Below are 17,301 nucleotides of genomic sequence, written 5' to 3'. Positions count from 1 at the left end.
GGACGGACGGTCGTTGTCACGACGCTCGAAGGAACGGCCACCGCGGTCGTCGCGGTTGAAGCCGCCCGACGGACGGTCGTCACGACGGAAACCACCGGAGGGGCGGTCGTCACGGCGGAAGCCGCCACGGTCGTCACGGTTGAAGCCGCCGGAGGGGCGGTCGTCACGGCGGAAGCCGCCGGACGGACGGTCGTTGTCACGACGCTCGAAGGAACGGCCACCGCGGTCGTCGCGGTTGAAGCCGCCCGACGGACGGTCGTCACGACGGAAACCACCCGACGGACGGTCGTTGTCGCGGCGGAAGCCGCCACGGTCACCGCCGCGGAAGCCACCGCGGTCGCCGCGGTCGTCACGGTTGAAGCCACCGCGGTCACCGCGGTCACGGCGCTCGAAGTTGCCCCGCTCGTCGCGGTACGTCGAACGCTCCTCGCGGCGCTCCTCGGCCTTCGCGGCGCGCTCGGCCTCGACGGCCGCGGCGGCGACCTCGGCCTCGGCGGCCTCGGTCACCTCGGCGACGGCGGCCTCCGGGTCCTCGCCGCGCTCGCGGGCGGCGCGGGCGACCAGACGGTCGGCCTCCTCGCGGAGCTCGACGGCGCGGCGCTGGAGGCGCTCCAGCTGCTTGGTCAGGTCGACGACCTCGCGCTCGGCCTGCTTGGCCGAGTTGTTCGCGGAGTCGGCCTGGACCTCGGTGAGCGAACGGGCGCCGGTGATCTCGGCGACCTCCGGGTCGAAGGCGCCGGCGCCGCCGACGATGTGGCGCGAGGCGTCGACGCCCGCGTCCTCCATCAGGCGGAAGATCTGGCGGCGCTGGTGCGGCAGGGCCAGGGAGACCACGACGCCGGAGCGGCCGGCGCGGGCGGTGCGGCCCGAGCGGTGCAGGTAGTCCTTGTGGTCGCCGGCCGGGTCCACGTTGAGGACCAGGTCGATGCCGTCGACGTGGATGCCGCGGGCGGCGACGTCGGTCGCGACGAGCGCGTTGACGTAGCCGTCCTTGAAGTCGGCCAGGGTGCGCGTGCGGGCGCCCTGGGTCATGCCGCCGTGCAGGGCGTCGGCCTTCACACCGGCGTCGCGGAGCTGCTCGGCGATGCGGTCGGCGCCCAGCTGGGTGCGGACGAAGATGATCGTGCGGCCCTTGCGGGCGGCGATCGCGGCGGTGACCGGGGCCTTGTCCTTCGGCTTCACGACGAGGACGTGGTGGGTCATCGTGGTGACGGCGCCGGCGGACGGGTCGACCTCGTGCGTGACCGGGTTCACCAGGTAGCGCTTGACGAGGGTGTCGATCTCGTTCTCCAGCGTGGCGGAGAAGAGGAGGCGCTGACCGCCCTCGGGGATCTGGTCGAGCAGCTCGGTGACCTCGGGCAGGAAGCCCAGGTCGGCCATCTGGTCGGCCTCGTCGAGGACGGCGACCTGGACGGCCTCCAGGGAGCAGGCGCCGCGGTTGATGATGTCGCGCAGGCGGCCCGGGGTGGCGACGAGGATGTCGACGCCGCGCTCCAGGGCGTAGATCTGGTTGCCCATGGACGTGCCGCCGCAGACGACCTTCATCTTGAGGCCGAGCACGTCGCCGTAGGGCTGGAGGGCGTCCGCGACCTGCATCGCGAGCTCACGGGTCGGGGTGAGGATGACGCCGCGGGGCTTCTTCTTCTCGGTGTGGCCGTCCGCCAGGGTGGCGAGCAGGGGCAGACCGAAGGAGAGGGTCTTGCCGGAGCCGGTGCGGCCGCGGCCGAGGATGTCCTTGCCGGCCAGGGCGTCCGGGATGGTCGCCGCCTGGATCGGGAAGGGGGTGGTGACGCCGTTCTGCGCGAGCTTGCGCACGACGCCCTCGGGGAGACCGAGGTCGCCGAAGGTGATGGTGGGCTCGGCGGACTCCTCGACGGAGGCCTCGGCGCCGGTGTCGTCGGCCTCGATCTCGACGGTCTCGGTGGCCTCTACGGCCTCGACGATCTCGTCGTTCTCGGGCATGACGGCGTGGTCAGAACTGAAAATGGACATGCGAAATGCGAAACCTTCCGGAGTCTCGGCACGCGCCCGTCAACTCCGTGTTTCGCAAATCGACCGCCTCGATGCGGTCAGCCACGGCTAGGGAGAGTACGCGCCACGCGGCGCTCTTCTGTGTCGGCGCCGGGCAATGGGATCAAACGATCTACCACCATACGCACCCTCCCCCACCTGTGGCAAATCGGACTACGTCACACCGGGCCGACCTGCGGGGATGCCATCGGCTCCGGGGGTGCCCCCGGCCCGTCCGCCGCCCGCATCGCGCCCATCTGGGTGTCGGTTCCGGAGGGCGGCGGGTCGGCGGGATCGGAGGTCGGCTCCGGGGTCGGCTCGGGCGTCGGGTTCGAGGTCGGCTCGGGCGTCGGCTCGGGGCTCGGCGGGGTCGGTTCGGGCGTGGGCGTGGCCCCGCCGCCGTCCTGACCCCCGACGCCTCCGCCGCTGCCGCCGTTCTCCCCGCCGCCGCTGCCCCCGCTGCCGCCGTTCCCCCCGCCCCCGCCGGAGCCGCCGCCCGTGGTCTCGTGGCCGCCGCCGGCCGGCTGCGACTTCGACGGCCCTGCGGGTCCGCCGGGGCCCTCCACCGGCAGCACCGCGCCCGGCGAGGGCTTCGCCGTGCCCGACGGCGAGCCGCTCGGGACCGGGGACTCCTTGCCCGCGCCGGCCGGGACCGGGCCGCCCTTCTCCGGCCGGCCGTTCCAGGACCCGCCGCCCCCGCCCCGGGCCCCGCCGCCACCGTCGCCCTCGGCCGCCGCGCCGTGCTTCCCCCCGGACGCGCCGGGCGTCGGCTTCGCCCCCTCGTCGCTCACACTCATACAGCCGCTCAGACCGGCACAGGCCGCGACGGCCAGCGCGGTGGCGGCCCATCTCACCGGGGTGGGCAAATGGCGCACGGGGGGCACCTCCAGGACACAACGGGCAGGAACGGAACGGGTCGCACTGCCCAACTCCCCGGGCACCGCAAGGGACACGGCCCCCGCACGGCCACGCGATCCGGCCGAAGCCACCCGATCCGGCCACGCCCCACCGCCCGATCCGGCCGGCGCCCCCGCTCCGGCAGCGACTCACCTCACCTCGTCCGGCCGCCGCCCGTGCCCGCCCCGCTCAGCCGTAGCCGAGCGCGTGCAGCCGGTCGTCGTCGATGCCGAAGTGGTGGGCGATCTCGTGCACGACGGTGATCTCGGTCTCCGCGACCACGTCCTCGCGCGACTCGCACATCCGCAGCGTCGGCCCCCGGTAGATCGTGATCCGGTCGGGCAGCACCCCGGCGTACCACTCGCCGCGCTCGGTCAGCGGCGTCCCCTCGTAGAGCCCGAGCAGCTCGGGATCGTCCGGGGAGGGCTCGTCCTCCACGAACACGGCGACGTTGTCCATGAGCCGTGTCAGCTCCGGCGGAATCCGGTCCAGGGCCTCGGCGACGAGCTCCTCGAACTCCTCGCGCGTCATCTCCAGCACGGGCCCATTCTCCCCCGCCCGGAATCCGTTTTGGCGATAGCGGCCGGCATCCCATATGCTTCTCACGTCCCCGACGCACTGAGAAGTGCGCAGGTGAGCCTCTAGCCCTCATCGTCTAGTGGCCCAGGACGCCGCCCTTTCAAGGCGGTAGCACGGGTTCGAATCCCGTTGGGGGCACGCATTACCGTGTGCGACACTAGTACGCACACACAAGCAAGGCTCTGTGGAGCAGTTGGTTAGCTCGCCACCCTGTCAAGGTGGAGGTCGCGGGTTCAAGTCCCGTCAGAGTCGCTGAAGCTGGAAACAGCTTCGTGGCTGGGTAGCTCAGTTGGTACGAGCGATCGCCTGAAAAGCGATAGGTCGCCGGTTCGACCCCGGCCCCAGCCACAGAGTGAAGGCCCCGTTCGAAAGAACGGGGCCTTCTTCGTGTTCCCGCAAGACACCGGGAGACACCGCAAGGCACCCGGAGACACCGGGAGACAGAGGTACGGGGGAGGGGCCCGCGCCCCTCCCCCGTACGGCTCAGATCTCCTCGCGCCGCCGGCTCCTGCGACCCCGCGCCGCGAACACCGCCGCCACCGTCGTCACGACGCCGACGAGCAGCGCCCAGTCCGGCACCGAACGGCCCAGCGAGGCGACCCGCTCCTCCACGGCGAAGGAGTCGTCCACCGAGAGCAGGCCCGGCAGCGCGGTCGTCCCGTCGAAGACCAGGAAGAGGGTGCCGAGGGCGATGAAGAGCAGGCCCGAGAGCAGCGAGGTGGAGTGGACCTCGAAGCGGCCGACACGGAGCGGCCGGCCGCGCAGCCAGCGCCGCCGGCCCAGCTCGTACCGGTCCCAGAGCAGCGCCAGGACGAACAGCGGGACGGCCATGCCGAGGGCGTAGACGGCGAGGAGCAGTCCGCCGTACGCCGGGCTGCCGCTCAGCGCCGCCACCGTCAGGACGCTGCCCAGGATCGGGCCCGCGCAGAAGCCCGCCAGGCCGTAGACCAGGCCGAGGGCGTAGACGGAGAGCGCCGACGTGGGGCGGATCCGGCCGCTCGCCTCGGCGATCCGGCGGGAGGTGAAGCCCAGGCCGAGAATCTGGAGGACGCCGAGGCCGACGATCAGCCAGCCGCCGGCGGTGACGAGCAGGTCCCGGTGGCCGTAGAAGAACCGGCCGGCGAGGGAGCCGGCCGCGCCGAGCGGGACGAGGGTGGTCGCCAGGCCCGCGTAGAGGATGCCGGTCCTGGCCACGAGCTTCGCGCGCGTGTCGATCGAGTACGCGAAGAAGGCGGGCAGGAGCAGGGCGCTGCACGGGCTGAGCAGGGCGAGGAGGCCGCCGAGGAAGGCGGCGAAGTAGCCGATGCCGGAGGTCACTGGCCGGCACCCGGCTTCTTCGCGGCCTTCGCCGCCGCCTCGATCGCCTCCGTGAAGGTCTCCAGGGGCTGGGCGCCCGCGATCGGCCGGCCGTTGATCAGGAACGACGGGGTGGAGGAGGCGCCGAGCGCGTACCCCTGCTCCTGGTCCTTCCGTACGGCCTCCCGGGCGGCCGCGCTGTCGCCGTCCTCGGTGAACCGGGCGAGGTCGGGCACGCCGGCCTCGGTCGCGAGGGCGGCCAGCCGCTCCTTGCCGAAGCCCTTCTCCTTGGCGCCCTCGGCGTAGGCGGCCCTGTGGAACTCCCAGAACCGGCCCTGCTGCCCGGCCGCCCAGGAGGCGCGGGCGACGGTCTCCGACTCCTCGCCGAAGATCGGGAAGTTCCGCCACTCGATGCGCAGGGTGCCGTTCTCGACGTACTTCTCCACCAGGACGGGCTCGGTGTCGCGGGCGAACTTCCCGCAGTAGCCGCACTTGAAGTCGGCGTACTCGATGAGCACGACGGGCGCGTCGACGCGGCCGAGGGCGAGCTTGTCGGAGGCGTCGCGGCGGGCGTAGGCCTCCAGTTCGGCGTAGACGCCGGCGGAGGGGTCGGCGGAGACCTCGGCGACGGACGAGGAGCCGGAGGCGCCGGGGGGCGTGGGCTTGGTGGCGGTGTACGAGACGACGCCGAGCAGCACGGCGGCGGCCGCGACCCCGGAGATGATCGCGATGGACTTGGGCTTGGACGCGGTCGTGGACATGCGGAAGCGCTCCTGAGGGCGGGAGGGAGGAGGGAAGGACGGCGGAAGAGGGCCGTCCGCCTACACCCTCAGGACCGAGAGCTCCACGGGGGTCGGCACGCGCGCGGGTGGCTCCCGGCCCGGCGGGGCGGCCGGACCGACCGCGTCCGGCCGTCGGACCGCGGGCGTCACCCGGTCGGCGGCCAGGGCCGGCAGCAGCTCGGCGAAGCCGTGCGCCCGCGGCGGTACGACGGGGCTCCCGGCCCCCTCGTCGACGGCCCGGCCCGGGTCGCAGCCGGGCACGGCGGCACCGAGGACGACCGGGACCGTGGCGACGGCCGGGACCGTGGCGACGGCCGGCGCCGGGCCCGGAGCCGCGCCGAAGGCCGGGGCCGCGCCGTCCGGGGCGGAGGCGCCGCAGATCAGAAAGGAGAGCACCAGGCCCAGGAGCGCGGCGAGCGCCGCCGCCGCGCGGGTGGTGCGGGACATGCGAAACCTCTCCGGTCCGGGCCAGATGCCCGAAATACTACGCACCGACGCCCGCCCCCCTTCGTAAATGGGTTCGCCGCTTCTCGTCCGCAGGTGCGATCCTGGATCCCGTATGTCTACTTCCTTCGCCGCCCTCCAGTCCGTCCTGGCCGAGGTCTCGCTGCGGGACTCCCACCGGCTCGGCCGCCGTCTCGAAGGCGCCCGCCGCATCCGCAAGCCCGAGGCCCGCGCGGCCGTCCTGGACGAGATCGCCGCCGAGGCGGCCAAGGCCAAGGAGCGCGTCGACGGGCGCGCCGCCCGCGTTCCCCAGGTCACGTATCCCGAACAGCTGCCCGTCTCGCAGAAGAAGGACGAGATCCTGGAGGCGATACGCGACCACCAGGTCGTGATCGTCGCCGGTGAGACGGGCTCCGGAAAGACCACCCAGATCCCGAAGATCTGTCTGGAGCTGGGCCGGGGCGTCCGGGGCATGATCGGGCACACCCAGCCCCGCCGGATCGCCGCCCGCACGGTCGCCGAGCGCGTCGCCGAGGAGCTGAGGACCCCGCTGGGCGAGGCCGTCGGCTGGAAGGTCCGCTTCACCGACCAGGTGAACCCCGACGCGACCTTCGTGAAGCTGATGACGGACGGCATCCTGCTCGCCGAGATCCAGACGGACCGCGAGCTGCGCGCGTACGACACGATCATCATCGACGAGGCCCACGAGCGGTCCCTCAACATCGACTTCCTGCTCGGCTACCTGGCCCAGCTGCTGCCGAAGCGCCCCGACCTCAAGGTCGTCATCACCTCGGCGACGATCGACCCGGAGCGCTTCTCCCGGCACTTCGGCGACGCCCCGATCGTCGAGGTCTCCGGCCGCACGTACCCGGTCGAGGTCCGCTACCGCCCCCTCCTCGAAGAGGACAGCGAAGAGGCCGACCGGGACCAGATCACCGCGATCTGCGACGCCGTCGACGAGCTCCAGAAGGAGGGGCCGGGCGACGTCCTGGTCTTCCTCTCCGGCGAGCGCGAGATCCGCGACACGGCGGACGCGCTCACCAAGAAGAAGCTCTTCGACACCGAGATCCTGCCGCTGTACGCGCGGCTCTCCCACGCCGAGCAGCACCGGGTCTTCCAGGCGCACTCCGGCCGCCGGATCGTCCTCGCGACGAACGTCGCCGAGACCTCCCTGACCGTCCCCGGCATCAAGTACGTGATCGACCCGGGCACCGCCCGCATCTCGCGCTACTCGCACCGCACCAAGGTGCAGCGCCTCCCGATCGAGCCGGTCAGCCAGGCCAGCGCCAACCAGCGCAAGGGCCGCTGCGGCCGTACGAGCGACGGCATCTGCATCCGCCTGTACTCCGAGGACGACTTCCTCACCCGCCCCGAGTTCACGGACGCGGAGATCCTCCGCACGAACCTGGCCTCCGTCATCCTCCAGATGACAGCGGCCGGCCTCGGCGACATCGAGAAGTTCCCCTTCATCGACCCGCCGGACCACCGCAACATCCGGGACGGCGTCCAGCTCCTCCAGGAGCTCGGGGCGATCGACCCGACGGAGAAGGACCCGAAGAAGCGGCTGACCCAGCAGGGGCGGAAGCTCTCGCAGCTGCCCGTGGACCCCCGGCTCGCCCGGATGGTCCTGGAGGCCGACAAGAACGGCTGTGTCCGCGAGGTCATGGTCATCGCGGCGGCGCTCTCCATCCAGGACCCGCGCGAGCGGCCCTCCGAGAAGCAGGCGCAGGCCGACCAGCTGCACGCCCGCTTCAAGGACGAGACGAGCGACTTCCTCGCCTTCCTCAACCTGTGGCGGTACGTCCGCGAGCAGCAGAAGGAGCGCGGTTCCAGCTCCTTCCGCCGGATGTGCAAGCAGGAGTACCTCAACTTCCTGCGCATCCGCGAGTGGCAGGACATCTACGCCCAGCTGCGGACGGTCGCGAAGCAGATGGGCATCCACGTCAACGAGGAGGACGCGCCGGAGCAGTCCGTGCACGTCTCCCTGCTCGCCGGTCTGCTCTCCCACGTCGGCCTGAAGGACGTGAAGGAGTCCAAGGAGGGCTCCGGGGCCAAGGACGGCTCCCGCCGCGAGGGCGGCCGGGGCGAGTACATCGGCGCCCGGAACGCCAAGTTCGCGATCTTCCCGGGTTCGGCGCTCTTCAAGAAGCCCCCGCGCTTCGTCATGTCCGCCGAGCTGGTGGAGACCTCGCGGCTCTGGGCCCGGGTCAACGCCCGGATCGAGCCCGAGTGGATCGAGCCGCTCGCGCAGCACCTGGTGAAGAAGACGTACAGCGAGCCGCACTGGGAGAAGGACCAGGCGGCCGTGATGGCCTTCGAGAAGGTGACGCTGTACGGCGTCCCGATCGTCGCCGACCGCAAGGTGAACTACGGGCGGGTCGACCCGGAGGTCTCCCGCGACCTGTTCATCCGGAACGCGCTCGTCGAGGGCGACTGGCGCACGCACCACAAGTTCTTCGCGGACAACCGCAAGCTCCTCACCGAGGTCGAGGAGCTGGAGCACCGGGCCCGGCGCCGGGACATCCTCGTCGACGACGAGACGCTCTTCGACTTCTACGACAAGCGCGTCCCCGAACACGTCGTGTCGGGTGCCCACTTCGACTCCTGGTGGAAGCACAAGCGCCGCGAGGAGCCGGAGTTCCTCGACTTCGAGCGCGAGATGCTCATCAACGAGAAGGCGGGGGCGGTCACCAAGGACGACTACCCGGACTCGTGGCGGCAGGGCGCGCTGAAGTTCCGGGTGACCTACCAGTTCGAGCCGGGTGCGGACGCGGACGGCGTGACCGTCCACGTGCCGCTCCAGGTGCTCAACCAGGTCACCGACGAGGGCTTCGAGTGGCAGATCCCGGGGCTGCGCGCGGAGGTCGTCACGGAGCTGATCCGCTCCCTGCCGAAGCCGATCCGCCGCCACTACGTCCCGGCGCCCAACTTCGCGACCCGCTTCCTCGACTCCGTGGTCCCCGTCCAGGAGCCGCTGACGGGCGCGCTCGCCCGGGAGCTCCAGCGGATGGTCGGCGTCCCGGTGACGGCCGAGGACTTCGACTGGGCGAAGGTCCCCGAGCACCTCAAGGTGACCTTCCGGATCGTCGACGAGCGGCGCCGCAAGCTGGCCGAGGACAAGGACCTGGAGACGCTGCGGCTGAAGCTGCGCCCCAAGGCCCGTCAGGCGCTCTCCAAGGCCGCCGCGGCCGCGACGGGCGGCCCGGACGGCTCCGGGCCCTCCCTGGAGCGCACGGGCCTCAAGGACTGGACGATCGGGACGCTCACGAAGGTCTTCGAGACCAAGCGGGGCGGGCAGCCGGTGAAGGCGTATCCGGCGCTGGTCGACGAGGGCGAGTCCGTGGCCGTGCGGCTCTTCGACTCGGAGGCCGAGCAGGCGCAGGCGATGTGGCGGGGCACCCGGAAGCTGATCATGCTGAACATCCCGGTGAACCCGGCGAAGTTCGCCTCGGAGAAGCTGACCAACCAGCAGAAGCTGGCCCTGTCGTCGAACCCGCACGGCTCGATCCAGGCCCTCTTCGACGACTGCGCCACCGCCGCCGCGGACAAGCTGATCGCGGACCACGGCGGCCCGGCCTGGGACGAGGAGTCCTTCCGGAAGCTGTACGACAGGGTCCGCGCGGACCTCGTCGACACGACGGTGCGGACGGTGGGCCAGGTCCAGCAGATCCTGGCGGCCTGGCAGGCGTGCGAGCGCCGGCTGAAGTCGACGAACAGCCTGGCGCTGATCAACAACCTGACCGACGTGAAGGCGCAGCTCGCCTGGCTGATGCCGGCCGGCTTCGTCACCCGTACGGGTCTGAAGCGGCTGCCGGACCTGATGCGCTACCTGGTGGCGGTGGACCGGCGGCTCCAGCAGATGCCGACGGGCGTCCAGCGGGACACCACCCGGATGGAGAAGGTCCAGGAGATGCAGGACGAGTACGCCTGGCTCCTGGAGCAGCTTCCGAAGGGGCGTCCGGTGCCGGCCGAGGTCACCGACATCCGCTGGATGATCGAGGAGCTGCGGGTGAGCTACTTCGCCCACGCGCTGGGGACGGCGTACCCGATCTCGGACAAGCGGATCGTGAAGGCGATCGACGCGGCGGTGCCGTAACCGGACCCTTGCCGTGGGTGAGTTCGACCAGACCCCCTGACCTGCTGTACAGTCTCTCTCGCAGCCAAGGTCCTGTGGAGCAGTTGGTTAGCTCGCCACCCTGTCAAGGTGGAGGTCGCGGGTTCAAGTCCCGTCAGGATCGCCTCTACGAAGGCCCGCATCGTGAGATGCGGGCCTTCGTTGCGTTCCCGTGTCTTGACGGGGTCGCGCGCCCGCCGGTACCCCGGACATCAGGGAATCGGGGGCCCACACCCGGAGGTGGTCGCGCATGGCCGCGGCGTCCGCAGCACGGCACGACACCCGCGCGCTGCTGCGCGCCCATCTGGCGGCCGCGTCGCGGTACGGGCACCTCACCCGTCAGTGCCCGGTCTGCCATCGCCTCCTGCGGCTCGCCATGGAGGCCCCGGAGCCCGAGGAGCCGGCGGACGCCGCCGAGGACGAAAGTCCCACCGACCCGTGACCTGTGGCGGGTTGGGGGCCTTCCGCGAAGTGGGAGGCTGTTCCTTGGCAAGACTTCGCCGGTGTGACGGGAGTCACTGAAGGAGTTTCAGAAACCCCTGCACTTACACCCTCCCTACACTGCCCGGATTTAATATGTGCAATTGCACCACCCCGCAAGGAGTGTGGCGCCGGGCACAAAAAAGATCGCGCTGGACCCGGCGGAGTCCAGCGCGATCGTTGACGGAGACCTGTTGGGGCAGGAGCCCGTCGGCAGTACTAGGGGTGGGCGACCGGATTGGGGGATCCGGAAGGGCCCGGTGTTACGGGGTGTTGCAGGGTGCTGCAGGGTTCTGCGCGACCTCAGGCCTCGCTGCGCTGCTGCGGAATGCCCGCCAGCAGGGCGCGAACCTCGGCCTCGCGGTACCGGCGGTGCCCACCCAGGGTGCGGATGGACGTGAGCTTGCCCGCCTTCGCCCAACGGGTAACCGTCTTCGGGTCCACGCGGAACATCGTGGCAACCTCGGCGGGGGTCAGCAGCGGCTCGGCATCAGGGGTGCGAGCGGTCATGAGCGGCCTCCTCGGGAGAACCGAACCTATCTCGGTTCTTTCCTCTAAATTCTGCACCTTGACCCGCCATGCCCGAAATGGCAGAAGCGGGTCGAGTCGGTTATAGGACGAACGGCTTGTCCTCGGCACTACAACTACACCATCCGTCCAGCCGCGTCGGCCAAACCGATGGAATTGCCCTCGCAGGTGTTCATCAGCGGCGGAAGTCGACTGACCATGCCATAACGGACAGTCACGCCACTGTGACGATCAGTCACAGAGCGATCAGGAGTCCTCAGACCCCCCATAGAGTGCAATGCTGAGCGTTCCGCCCGAACTTGGGCGGAAGGAACCCTCCCCGGACTCCTTGTCCTATTTTGGCACGAGGGTGGGTGATGGGCGCAAGGGTGCGTTACGTGCTGTCCGTCACGCTTGAGCCAAAGGCCCGGATCGGGACCAACGTCCCCGCGCCACCGGTACGAAAGCCCCGACCGACCGAACGCGCATCGATCCGGCCACCGAAACCGGCCACCCGCCTCGAAGATCATTTACACCCGCCGGACATGTCTTGTCGATACCGACCTGACGAACTTGTCCGACTGATGTCAGTTCGCGAAACGCAGGTCCCTGACGGCCCGCCAGCGCTCCGCCAGCCGCCCGTACACCTCGCTCGCCGCCTCGCCGTCCCCGTCCCGCAGCGCGGCGATCCCCTCCGCCAGTTGGGCCGCCGAGCGGTCCTCCGCCAGCCACCCGGCCGGCAACGCGTGCACCAGACCGCCGAAGTCCAGCTCCACCAGCGCCCGCGGATGGAACTCCTCCAGCCAGCGCCCCACCTCCACCAGCCCCCGCGTCATCGGACCCTCGTCGATCGACTCCCGCAGCGCCTTGAGCGCCCGCGCGAGCCGCCGCCGCGCCTGGGCCATCGTCGTCCGGTAGCGCAGCACCGGCGCCCGCCCCTCGGCCGTGCTCCCGGGGTCCCCCGGCTCGTACTCCCGCTCCTCGTCCCCGAAGAGCGCGAACCAGCGCAGCGGCACCTGCCAGACCCCCGTGCGGATCCACGGCCGCGCGTCCGGGTTCCGGCTCAGCCAGCGCTCGTAGTCGCTCGCCACCTGGGCGCGCACCACCGGCGGCAGCATCGCGTCGAGCACCGCCGCCGGGTACGGACCGGCCGCCAGCTCCTCCATCGCCAGCCAGCCGCGCAGCCGGGTCCGCCACGGGCAGATCACCACCACCCCGTCCAGGTGCGCGACGAAGGCCTCCCCGCTCTCGTGGACCGGCACCGGCACCGGCGGCGTCGGGAGCAGGTCCGCGAGCGAACGGCGCAGCTCCTCCTGCGCCCCCGGGACGCGCGCCCGGCGGGCGTACCGCGCCCAGTGGGACCGCTCCGGCTCGGGGAACGCGGCCAGCGGCTCGTACACCCGCAGGTAGGACGCGTAGGGAACGGGGACCGTGGAGGCGACCGACATGTCGCAAATCCTTCCACGGAGGTACCCCCGGAGGGGGTGATCCTCAGCACTGCGGCCGATCTACGCCCAGGTAGGACTTACTCTCTTGCCGACCTGGTCCTCCCCCACCCACAGGGAGGGCCGCAACCGCCGCTTCGTACTTGGGAGTCACCACCGTGACCGATGTGACCGGCGTTCCTGGCGACGTACTGAACACCCTGTTCCACTCGGAGCAGGGTGGCCACGAGCAAGTCGTCCTCTGTCAGGACCGCGCCACCGGCCTCAAGGCCGTCATCGCCCTCCACTCCACCGCCCTGGGCCCCGCCCTCGGCGGCACCCGCTTCTACCCGTACGCCACCGAGGCCGAGGCGATCGCCGACGCGCTCAACCTGGCGCGCGGCATGTCGTACAAGAACGCCATGGCCGGTCTCGACCTGGGCGGCGGCAAGGCCGTCATCATCGGCGACCCGGAGCAGATCAAGACCGAGGAGCTCCTCCTCGCCTACGGCCGCTTCGTCGCCTCCCTCGGCGGCCGCTACGTCACGGCCTGCGACGTCGGCACCTACGTCGCCGACATGGACGTCGTCGCCCGCACCAACCAGTGGACCACCGGCCGCTCCCCCGAGAACGGCGGCGCCGGCGACTCCTCCGTCCTCACCGCCTTCGGCGTCTTCCAGGGCATGCGCGCCGCCGCGCAGACCCTCTGGGGCGACCCCACCCTGCGCGGCCGCAAGGTCGGCGTCGCCGGCGTCGGCAAGGTCGGCCACTACCTGGTCGAGCACCTCCTGGAGGACGGCGCCGAGGTCGTGATCACCGATGTGCGCGAGGAGTCGGTGCGCCGGATCACCGACAAGCACCCGCAGGTCACCGTGGTCGCCGACACGAACGCGCTGATCCGCGTCGAGGGCCTCGACGTCTACGCTCCCTGCGCGCTGGGCGGTGCCCTGAACGAGGAGACCGTGCCGTTCCTGACCGCGAGCATCGTCTGCGGCGCGGCCAACAACCAGCTCGCCCACGGGGGCATCGAGAAGGACCTGGAGGCGCGCGGGATCCTCTACGCGCCCGACTACGTGGTCAACGCCGGTGGCGTGATCCAGGTCGCCGACGAGCTGCACGGCTTCGACTTCGACCGCTGCAAGGCGAAGGCGACGAAGATCTTCGACACCACCCTGGAGATCTTCGCACGTGCGAAGGCCGACGGCATTCCGCCGGCCGCCGCGGCCGACCGGATCGCCGAGCAGCGGATGGCGGACGCCCGCCGCCGCTGATCCGCACGGCGCGGCACGGAGGGCCGGCCCGTCGCCGGGGAGACTTCGCTCACCCCTATCGGCGGGTCGGCACTCCAGAAGAGGTTAAAATCGCGATTGACCAGCGAGGAAAGGGCACCTCGAAGGTTCTGTACCGGGGTATGTGATGCGCGCGGCGTACCGTAGACCCACGGAAACAGGTACCGTTGAAGCCCTACGGACCGGTCTCTCTGTCGAGAGTCCGTTCCGAATCATGAACGCGTGTCAAGACTCTGGGGCCGACGAGCCCCGTCACCGAGGGGGTCGAGCCATGGGGCGCGGCCGGGCAAAGGCCAAGCAGACCAAGGTCGCCCGCCAGCTGAAGTACAGCAGCGGCGGGACAGACCTGACGCGTCTGGCCAATGAGCTGGGCGCTTCGACTTCGAGTCAGCCGCCGAATGGCGAGCCGTTCGAGGACGACGACGAGGAAGACGACCCGTACGCCCAGTACGCGGATCTCTACAACACGGACGACGAGGACGAGGACGACGAGTCCGGTCCTGGCACGTCCCCGCGTCGCGCTTGACCTTCTGAATCACCGAAACCCGGACCGGGGCCACCCGGCCGGGTTTCTGTGCTGTCCGCACACCGCTGCCGGTGGAAGCGGACACGCCGACGGGGCGCCCCTCAGGAGCGCCCCGCCTTCATGTCGCAAGGACTACTTCGCGTAGTCGCCGACCAGCTCCGCGCCGGTCGCGTGCGCCCCGCGCTCGGTGATCTCGCCCGCCACCCAGGCCTCGACCCCGCGGTCCGCCAGGGTCGCCAGGGCCACCTCCACGGACTCGGCCGGCACGACGGCCATCATGCCGACGCCCATGTTGAGGGTCTTCTCCAGCTCCAGGCGCTCCACCTGACCGGCCTTGCCGACCAGGTCGAAGATCGCGCCCGGCGTCCAGGTCGAGCGGTCGACCGTGGCGTGCAGCCCGTCCGGGATCACCCGCGCCAGGTTGGCGGCGAGGCCGCCGCCCGTGATGTGGCTGAAGGCGTGGACGTCCGTGGTCCGGGTGAGGGCCAGGCAGTCCAGCGAGTAGATCTTCGTGGGCTCCAGGAGCTCCTCGCCGAGCGTCCGGCCGAGCTCCTCGACCCGCTGGTCGAGGGTCATGCCGGCGCGGTCGAAGACCACGTGCCGGACGAGCGAGTACCCGTTGGAGTGAAGGCCCGAGGACGCCATGGCGATGACCGCGTCCCCCGTACGGATACGGTCCGCGCCGAGCAGCCGGTCGTACTCCACGACGCCCGTGCCCGCACCGGCGACGTCGAAGTCGTCCGGGCCGAGCAGGCCCGGGTGCTCCGCCGTCTCGCCGCCGACCAGGGCGCAGCCGGCGAGGACACAGCCCTCGGCGATGCCCTTGACGATGGCGGCGACCCGCTCCGGGTGGACCTTGCCCACGCAGATGTAGTCGGTCATGAAGAGCGGCTCGGCGCCGCAGACGACGATGTCGTCCATGACCATCGCGACCAGGTCGTGGCCGATCGTGTCGTACACGCCCATCTGGCGGGCGATGTCGACCTTCGTGCCGACGCCGTCGGTCGCCGAGGCGAGCAGCGGGCGCTCGTAGCGCTTGAGGGCGGAGGCGTCGAAGAGGCCGGCGAAGCCGCCGAGGCCGCCGAGGACCTCGGGGCGCTGCGTCTTCTTCACCCACTCCTTCATGAGCTCGACGGCGCGGTCGCCCGCTTCGATGTCGACGCCCGCGGACGCGTAGCTGGCGCCGCCTGCGGCACTGTCGGTCTGAGACATGGGTTCAGAGCTTTCGTGTCGTACTGCGGGTGTGCAGCGGGGTCTTACGGGCGACGGAGGGCGTCGGAGGCCGCGGTGGCGGCCGGGCCGGCGGCCAGCTCGGTCTCCAGGAGCTGCTTGCCGAGCAGCTCGGGGTCCGGCAGCTCCATCGGGTACTCGCCGTCGAAGCAGGCACGGCAGAGGTTCGGCTTCTGGATCGTGGTCGCCTCGATCATCCCCTCCAGGGAGATGTACGAGAGCGAGTCCGCGCCCAGCGACTTGCCGATCTCCTCGACCGACATCCCGTTGGCGATCAGCTCCGCGCGGGTCGCGAAGTCGATGCCGAAGAAGCAGGGCCACTTGACCGGCGGCGAGGAGATCCGGATGTGGACCTCGGCCGCACCGGCCTCGCGGAGCATCCGGACCAGGGCGCGCTGGGTGTTGCCGCGGACGATCGAGTCGTCGACGACCACGAGCTTCTTCCCCTTGATGACTTCCTTGAGGGGGTTCAGCTTCAGCCGGATGCCCAGCTGGCGGATGGTCTGGGAGGGCTGGATGAAGGTGCGCCCGACGTAGGCGTTCTTCACCAGGCCGGCGCCGAAGGGGATGCCCGAGGCCTCGGCGTAGCCGATGGCGGCCGGGGTGCCGGACTCCGGGGTCGCTATCACCAGGTCGGCCTCGACCGGTGCCTCCTTCGCGAGGCGGCGGCCCATCTCCACGCGGGAGAGGTACACGTTCCGCCCGGCGATGTCGGTGTCGGGACGGGCCAGGTACACGTACTCGAAGACACAGCCCTTGGGCTTCGCTTCCGCGAATCGCGAGGTGCGGATGCCGTTCTCGTCGATCGCGATCAGCTCGCCCGGCTCGACCTCGCGGACGAAGGTCGCACCGCAGATGTCGAGGGCGGCGGACTCGGAGGCGACCACCCAGCCGCGCTCCAGACGGCCGAGGACCAGCGGGCGGATGCCCTGCGGGTCACGGGCCGCGTAGAGCGTGTGCTCGTTCATGAAGACGAGGGAGAAGGCGCCCCGGACGTCGGGGAGGACCTTCGCGGCCGCCTGCTCGATGGTGAGCGGGGTGCCGTCCTCGGCCACCTGGCCCGCGAGGAGCGCGGTGACCAGGTCGGTGTCGTTGGTGGCGGCGACCTGGGTCGCGCGGCCTTCCTTCTTGGGCAGGTCTGCGACCATCTCGGCGAGCTGCGCCGTGTTCACCAGGTTGCCGTTGTGGCCGAGCGCGATCGAGCCGTGGGCGGTCGCCCGGAACGTCGGCTGCGCGTTCTCCCACACGGAGGCCCCGGTGGTCGAGTAGCGGGCGTGACCGACCGCGATATGACCTTGGAGGGAACCGAGAGAAGTCTCGTCGAAGACCTGGGACACGAGGCCCATGTCCTTGAAGACGAGGATCTGGGAGCCATTGCTGACCGCGATTCCCGCGGATTCCTGACCCCGATGCTGGAGGGCGTAGAGCCCGAAGTACGTGAGCTTTGCGACCTCTTCACCCGGAGCCCAGACACCGAAGACGCCACAAGCGTCCTGGGGGCCTTTCTCACCGGGGAGCAGATCGTGATTGAGTCGACCGTCTCCGCGTGGCACGTTTCCGAGTGTAGACGGGCTCGACCACTGGTCCGAATTGAGGAAAAGCGGGGGTGCCCGCACTCGTGCGATCGCACGAAATGATCGATTGCCGCTTGGAGGGGCCCACAAAGCAGGCGGGGTAAGGGTTTCCGGCCACCGGGCCCGGACGAGCGGACGCTCGTACCAGG

Annotated in this window: 14 protein-coding genes and 4 tRNA genes; 8 read left to right on the top strand and 10 right to left on the bottom strand. The window is 70.8% G+C overall.

Annotated features, from left to right (window positions below; all coding sequences use genetic code 11):
* The 3 genes from ACFYUZ_RS07825 to ACFYUZ_RS07815 form a co-directional block, all read right to left on the bottom strand.
* Positions 1–1,992: DEAD/DEAH box helicase (locus tag ACFYUZ_RS07825; protein WP_389306983.1), on the bottom strand; the 1,992-nt coding region annotated here is incomplete at its 3' end.
* A 197-nt stretch (positions 1,993–2,189) separates the two neighbouring features.
* Entirely contained in the window at positions 2,190–2,807 is a 618-nt protein-coding gene (locus ACFYUZ_RS07820; protein ID WP_389306982.1) for a hypothetical protein, read from the bottom strand.
* 289 nt (positions 2,808–3,096) lie between these two features.
* The gene (locus tag ACFYUZ_RS07815) at positions 3,097–3,447 is read right to left on the bottom strand and encodes a metallopeptidase family protein (RefSeq protein WP_389306981.1); all 351 of its coding nucleotides are present in this window, start codon (positions 3,445–3,447) and stop codon (positions 3,097–3,099) included.
* 104 nt (positions 3,448–3,551) lie between these two features.
* Between ACFYUZ_RS07815 and ACFYUZ_RS07810 the strand changes: the two genes are divergently transcribed.
* From ACFYUZ_RS07810 to ACFYUZ_RS07800, 3 genes are all read left to right on the top strand, one after another.
* Positions 3,552–3,624 (top strand) — tRNA-Glu (locus ACFYUZ_RS07810).
* A gap of 40 nt (positions 3,625–3,664) precedes the next feature.
* Positions 3,665–3,738 (top strand) — tRNA-Asp (locus ACFYUZ_RS07805).
* Between the two features lie 22 nt (positions 3,739–3,760).
* Positions 3,761–3,834 (top strand) — tRNA-Phe (locus ACFYUZ_RS07800).
* Positions 3,835–3,969: 135 nt separating this feature from the next.
* Here the strand turns inward: ACFYUZ_RS07800 and ACFYUZ_RS07795 are convergent.
* Genes ACFYUZ_RS07795 through ACFYUZ_RS07785 form a run of 3 tightly spaced genes read right to left on the bottom strand, consistent with a single transcriptional unit; the run spans position 3,970 to position 6,011 of the window.
* A complete protein-coding gene (locus tag ACFYUZ_RS07795) occupies positions 3,970–4,803 on the bottom strand; it encodes a cytochrome c biogenesis CcdA family protein (protein ID WP_389306980.1) in 834 nt (277 codons plus the stop codon).
* Complete coding sequence (locus tag ACFYUZ_RS07790; RefSeq protein ID WP_389306979.1) at positions 4,800–5,543, bottom strand: DsbA family protein; 744 nt, start codon at positions 5,541–5,543, stop codon at positions 4,800–4,802. The genes ACFYUZ_RS07795 and ACFYUZ_RS07790 overlap by 4 nt, the downstream gene beginning before the upstream one ends.
* 60 nt (positions 5,544–5,603) lie before the next feature.
* A complete protein-coding gene (locus ACFYUZ_RS07785; RefSeq protein ID WP_389306978.1) occupies positions 5,604–6,011 on the bottom strand; it encodes a hypothetical protein in 408 nt (135 codons plus the stop codon).
* A 112-nt stretch (positions 6,012–6,123) separates the two neighbouring features.
* Here ACFYUZ_RS07785 and hrpA point away from each other — a divergent pair, with 112 nt between their 5' ends.
* From hrpA to ACFYUZ_RS07770, 3 genes are all read left to right on the top strand, one after another.
* Positions 6,124–10,104 (top strand): ATP-dependent RNA helicase HrpA, encoded by a 3,981-nt coding sequence (gene hrpA, locus ACFYUZ_RS07780; protein WP_389306977.1) that lies wholly within the window; start codon positions 6,124–6,126, stop codon positions 10,102–10,104.
* 68 nt (positions 10,105–10,172) lie between these two features.
* Positions 10,173–10,246 (top strand) — tRNA-Asp (locus ACFYUZ_RS07775).
* A gap of 126 nt (positions 10,247–10,372) precedes the next feature.
* The gene (locus tag ACFYUZ_RS07770) at positions 10,373–10,564 is read left to right on the top strand and encodes a DUF6274 family protein (RefSeq protein ID WP_389306976.1); all 192 of its coding nucleotides are present in this window, start codon (positions 10,373–10,375) and stop codon (positions 10,562–10,564) included.
* 341 nt (positions 10,565–10,905) lie between these two features.
* Here ACFYUZ_RS07770 and bldC read toward each other — a convergent pair whose 3' ends face one another.
* Positions 10,906–11,112: a developmental transcriptional regulator BldC gene (bldC, locus tag ACFYUZ_RS07765; protein WP_003949541.1), complete on the bottom strand. Its 207-nt coding sequence runs from the start codon at positions 11,110–11,112 to the stop codon at positions 10,906–10,908.
* 584 nt (positions 11,113–11,696) lie between these two features.
* Positions 11,697–12,557 (bottom strand): hypothetical protein, encoded by an 861-nt coding sequence (locus ACFYUZ_RS07760; RefSeq protein WP_389306975.1) that lies wholly within the window; start codon positions 12,555–12,557, stop codon positions 11,697–11,699.
* 155 nt (positions 12,558–12,712) lie between these two features.
* Between ACFYUZ_RS07760 and ACFYUZ_RS07755 the strand changes: the two genes are divergently transcribed.
* On the top strand, positions 12,713–13,804 hold the full coding sequence (locus ACFYUZ_RS07755) for a Leu/Phe/Val dehydrogenase (protein WP_389306974.1): 1,092 nt from the start codon (positions 12,713–12,715) through the stop codon (positions 13,802–13,804).
* A gap of 289 nt (positions 13,805–14,093) precedes the next feature.
* Positions 14,094–14,348 (top strand): DUF3073 domain-containing protein, encoded by a 255-nt coding sequence (locus ACFYUZ_RS07750; protein ID WP_352017950.1) that lies wholly within the window; start codon positions 14,094–14,096, stop codon positions 14,346–14,348.
* Positions 14,349–14,480: 132 nt separating this feature from the next.
* Here ACFYUZ_RS07750 and purM read toward each other — a convergent pair whose 3' ends face one another.
* Both purM and purF read right to left on the bottom strand, forming a co-directional pair.
* Positions 14,481–15,560: a phosphoribosylformylglycinamidine cyclo-ligase gene (gene purM, locus ACFYUZ_RS07745; RefSeq protein ID WP_389306972.1), complete on the bottom strand. Its 1,080-nt coding sequence runs from the start codon at positions 15,558–15,560 to the stop codon at positions 14,481–14,483.
* A gap of 44 nt (positions 15,561–15,604) precedes the next feature.
* The gene (purF, locus tag ACFYUZ_RS07740) at positions 15,605–17,131 is read right to left on the bottom strand and encodes an amidophosphoribosyltransferase (RefSeq protein ID WP_356904443.1); all 1,527 of its coding nucleotides are present in this window, start codon (positions 17,129–17,131) and stop codon (positions 15,605–15,607) included.
* Between the last annotated feature and the right edge of the window lie 170 nt (positions 17,132–17,301).

It is taken from the genome of Streptomyces sp. NPDC004266 (genome assembly GCF_042874095.1).
Classification (GTDB): domain Bacteria; phylum Actinomycetota; class Actinomycetes; order Streptomycetales; family Streptomycetaceae; genus Streptomyces.
This window is presented reverse-complemented; position numbering and strand designations above follow the sequence as displayed.

Coding starts and splice junctions, on each gene's coding strand:
- ACFYUZ_RS07820 (WP_389306982.1), bottom strand. CDS start 2,807: ATGAGTGTGAGCGACGAGGGGGCGAAGCCGACGCCCGGCGCGTCCGGG.
- ACFYUZ_RS07790 (WP_389306979.1), bottom strand. CDS start 5,543: ATGTCCACGACCGCGTCCAAGCCCAAGTCCATCGCGATCATCTCCGGG.
- ACFYUZ_RS07785 (WP_389306978.1), bottom strand. CDS start 6,011: ATGTCCCGCACCACCCGCGCGGCGGCGGCGCTCGCCGCGCTCCTGGGC.
- hrpA (WP_389306977.1), top strand. CDS start 6,124: ATGTCTACTTCCTTCGCCGCCCTCCAGTCCGTCCTGGCCGAGGTCTCG.
- ACFYUZ_RS07770 (WP_389306976.1), top strand. CDS start 10,373: ATGGCCGCGGCGTCCGCAGCACGGCACGACACCCGCGCGCTGCTGCGC.
- bldC (WP_003949541.1), bottom strand. CDS start 11,112: ATGACCGCTCGCACCCCTGATGCCGAGCCGCTGCTGACCCCCGCCGAG.
- ACFYUZ_RS07760 (WP_389306975.1), bottom strand. CDS start 12,557: ATGTCGGTCGCCTCCACGGTCCCCGTTCCCTACGCGTCCTACCTGCGG.
- ACFYUZ_RS07750 (WP_352017950.1), top strand. CDS start 14,094: ATGGGGCGCGGCCGGGCAAAGGCCAAGCAGACCAAGGTCGCCCGCCAG.
- purM (WP_389306972.1), bottom strand. CDS start 15,560: ATGTCTCAGACCGACAGTGCCGCAGGCGGCGCCAGCTACGCGTCCGCG.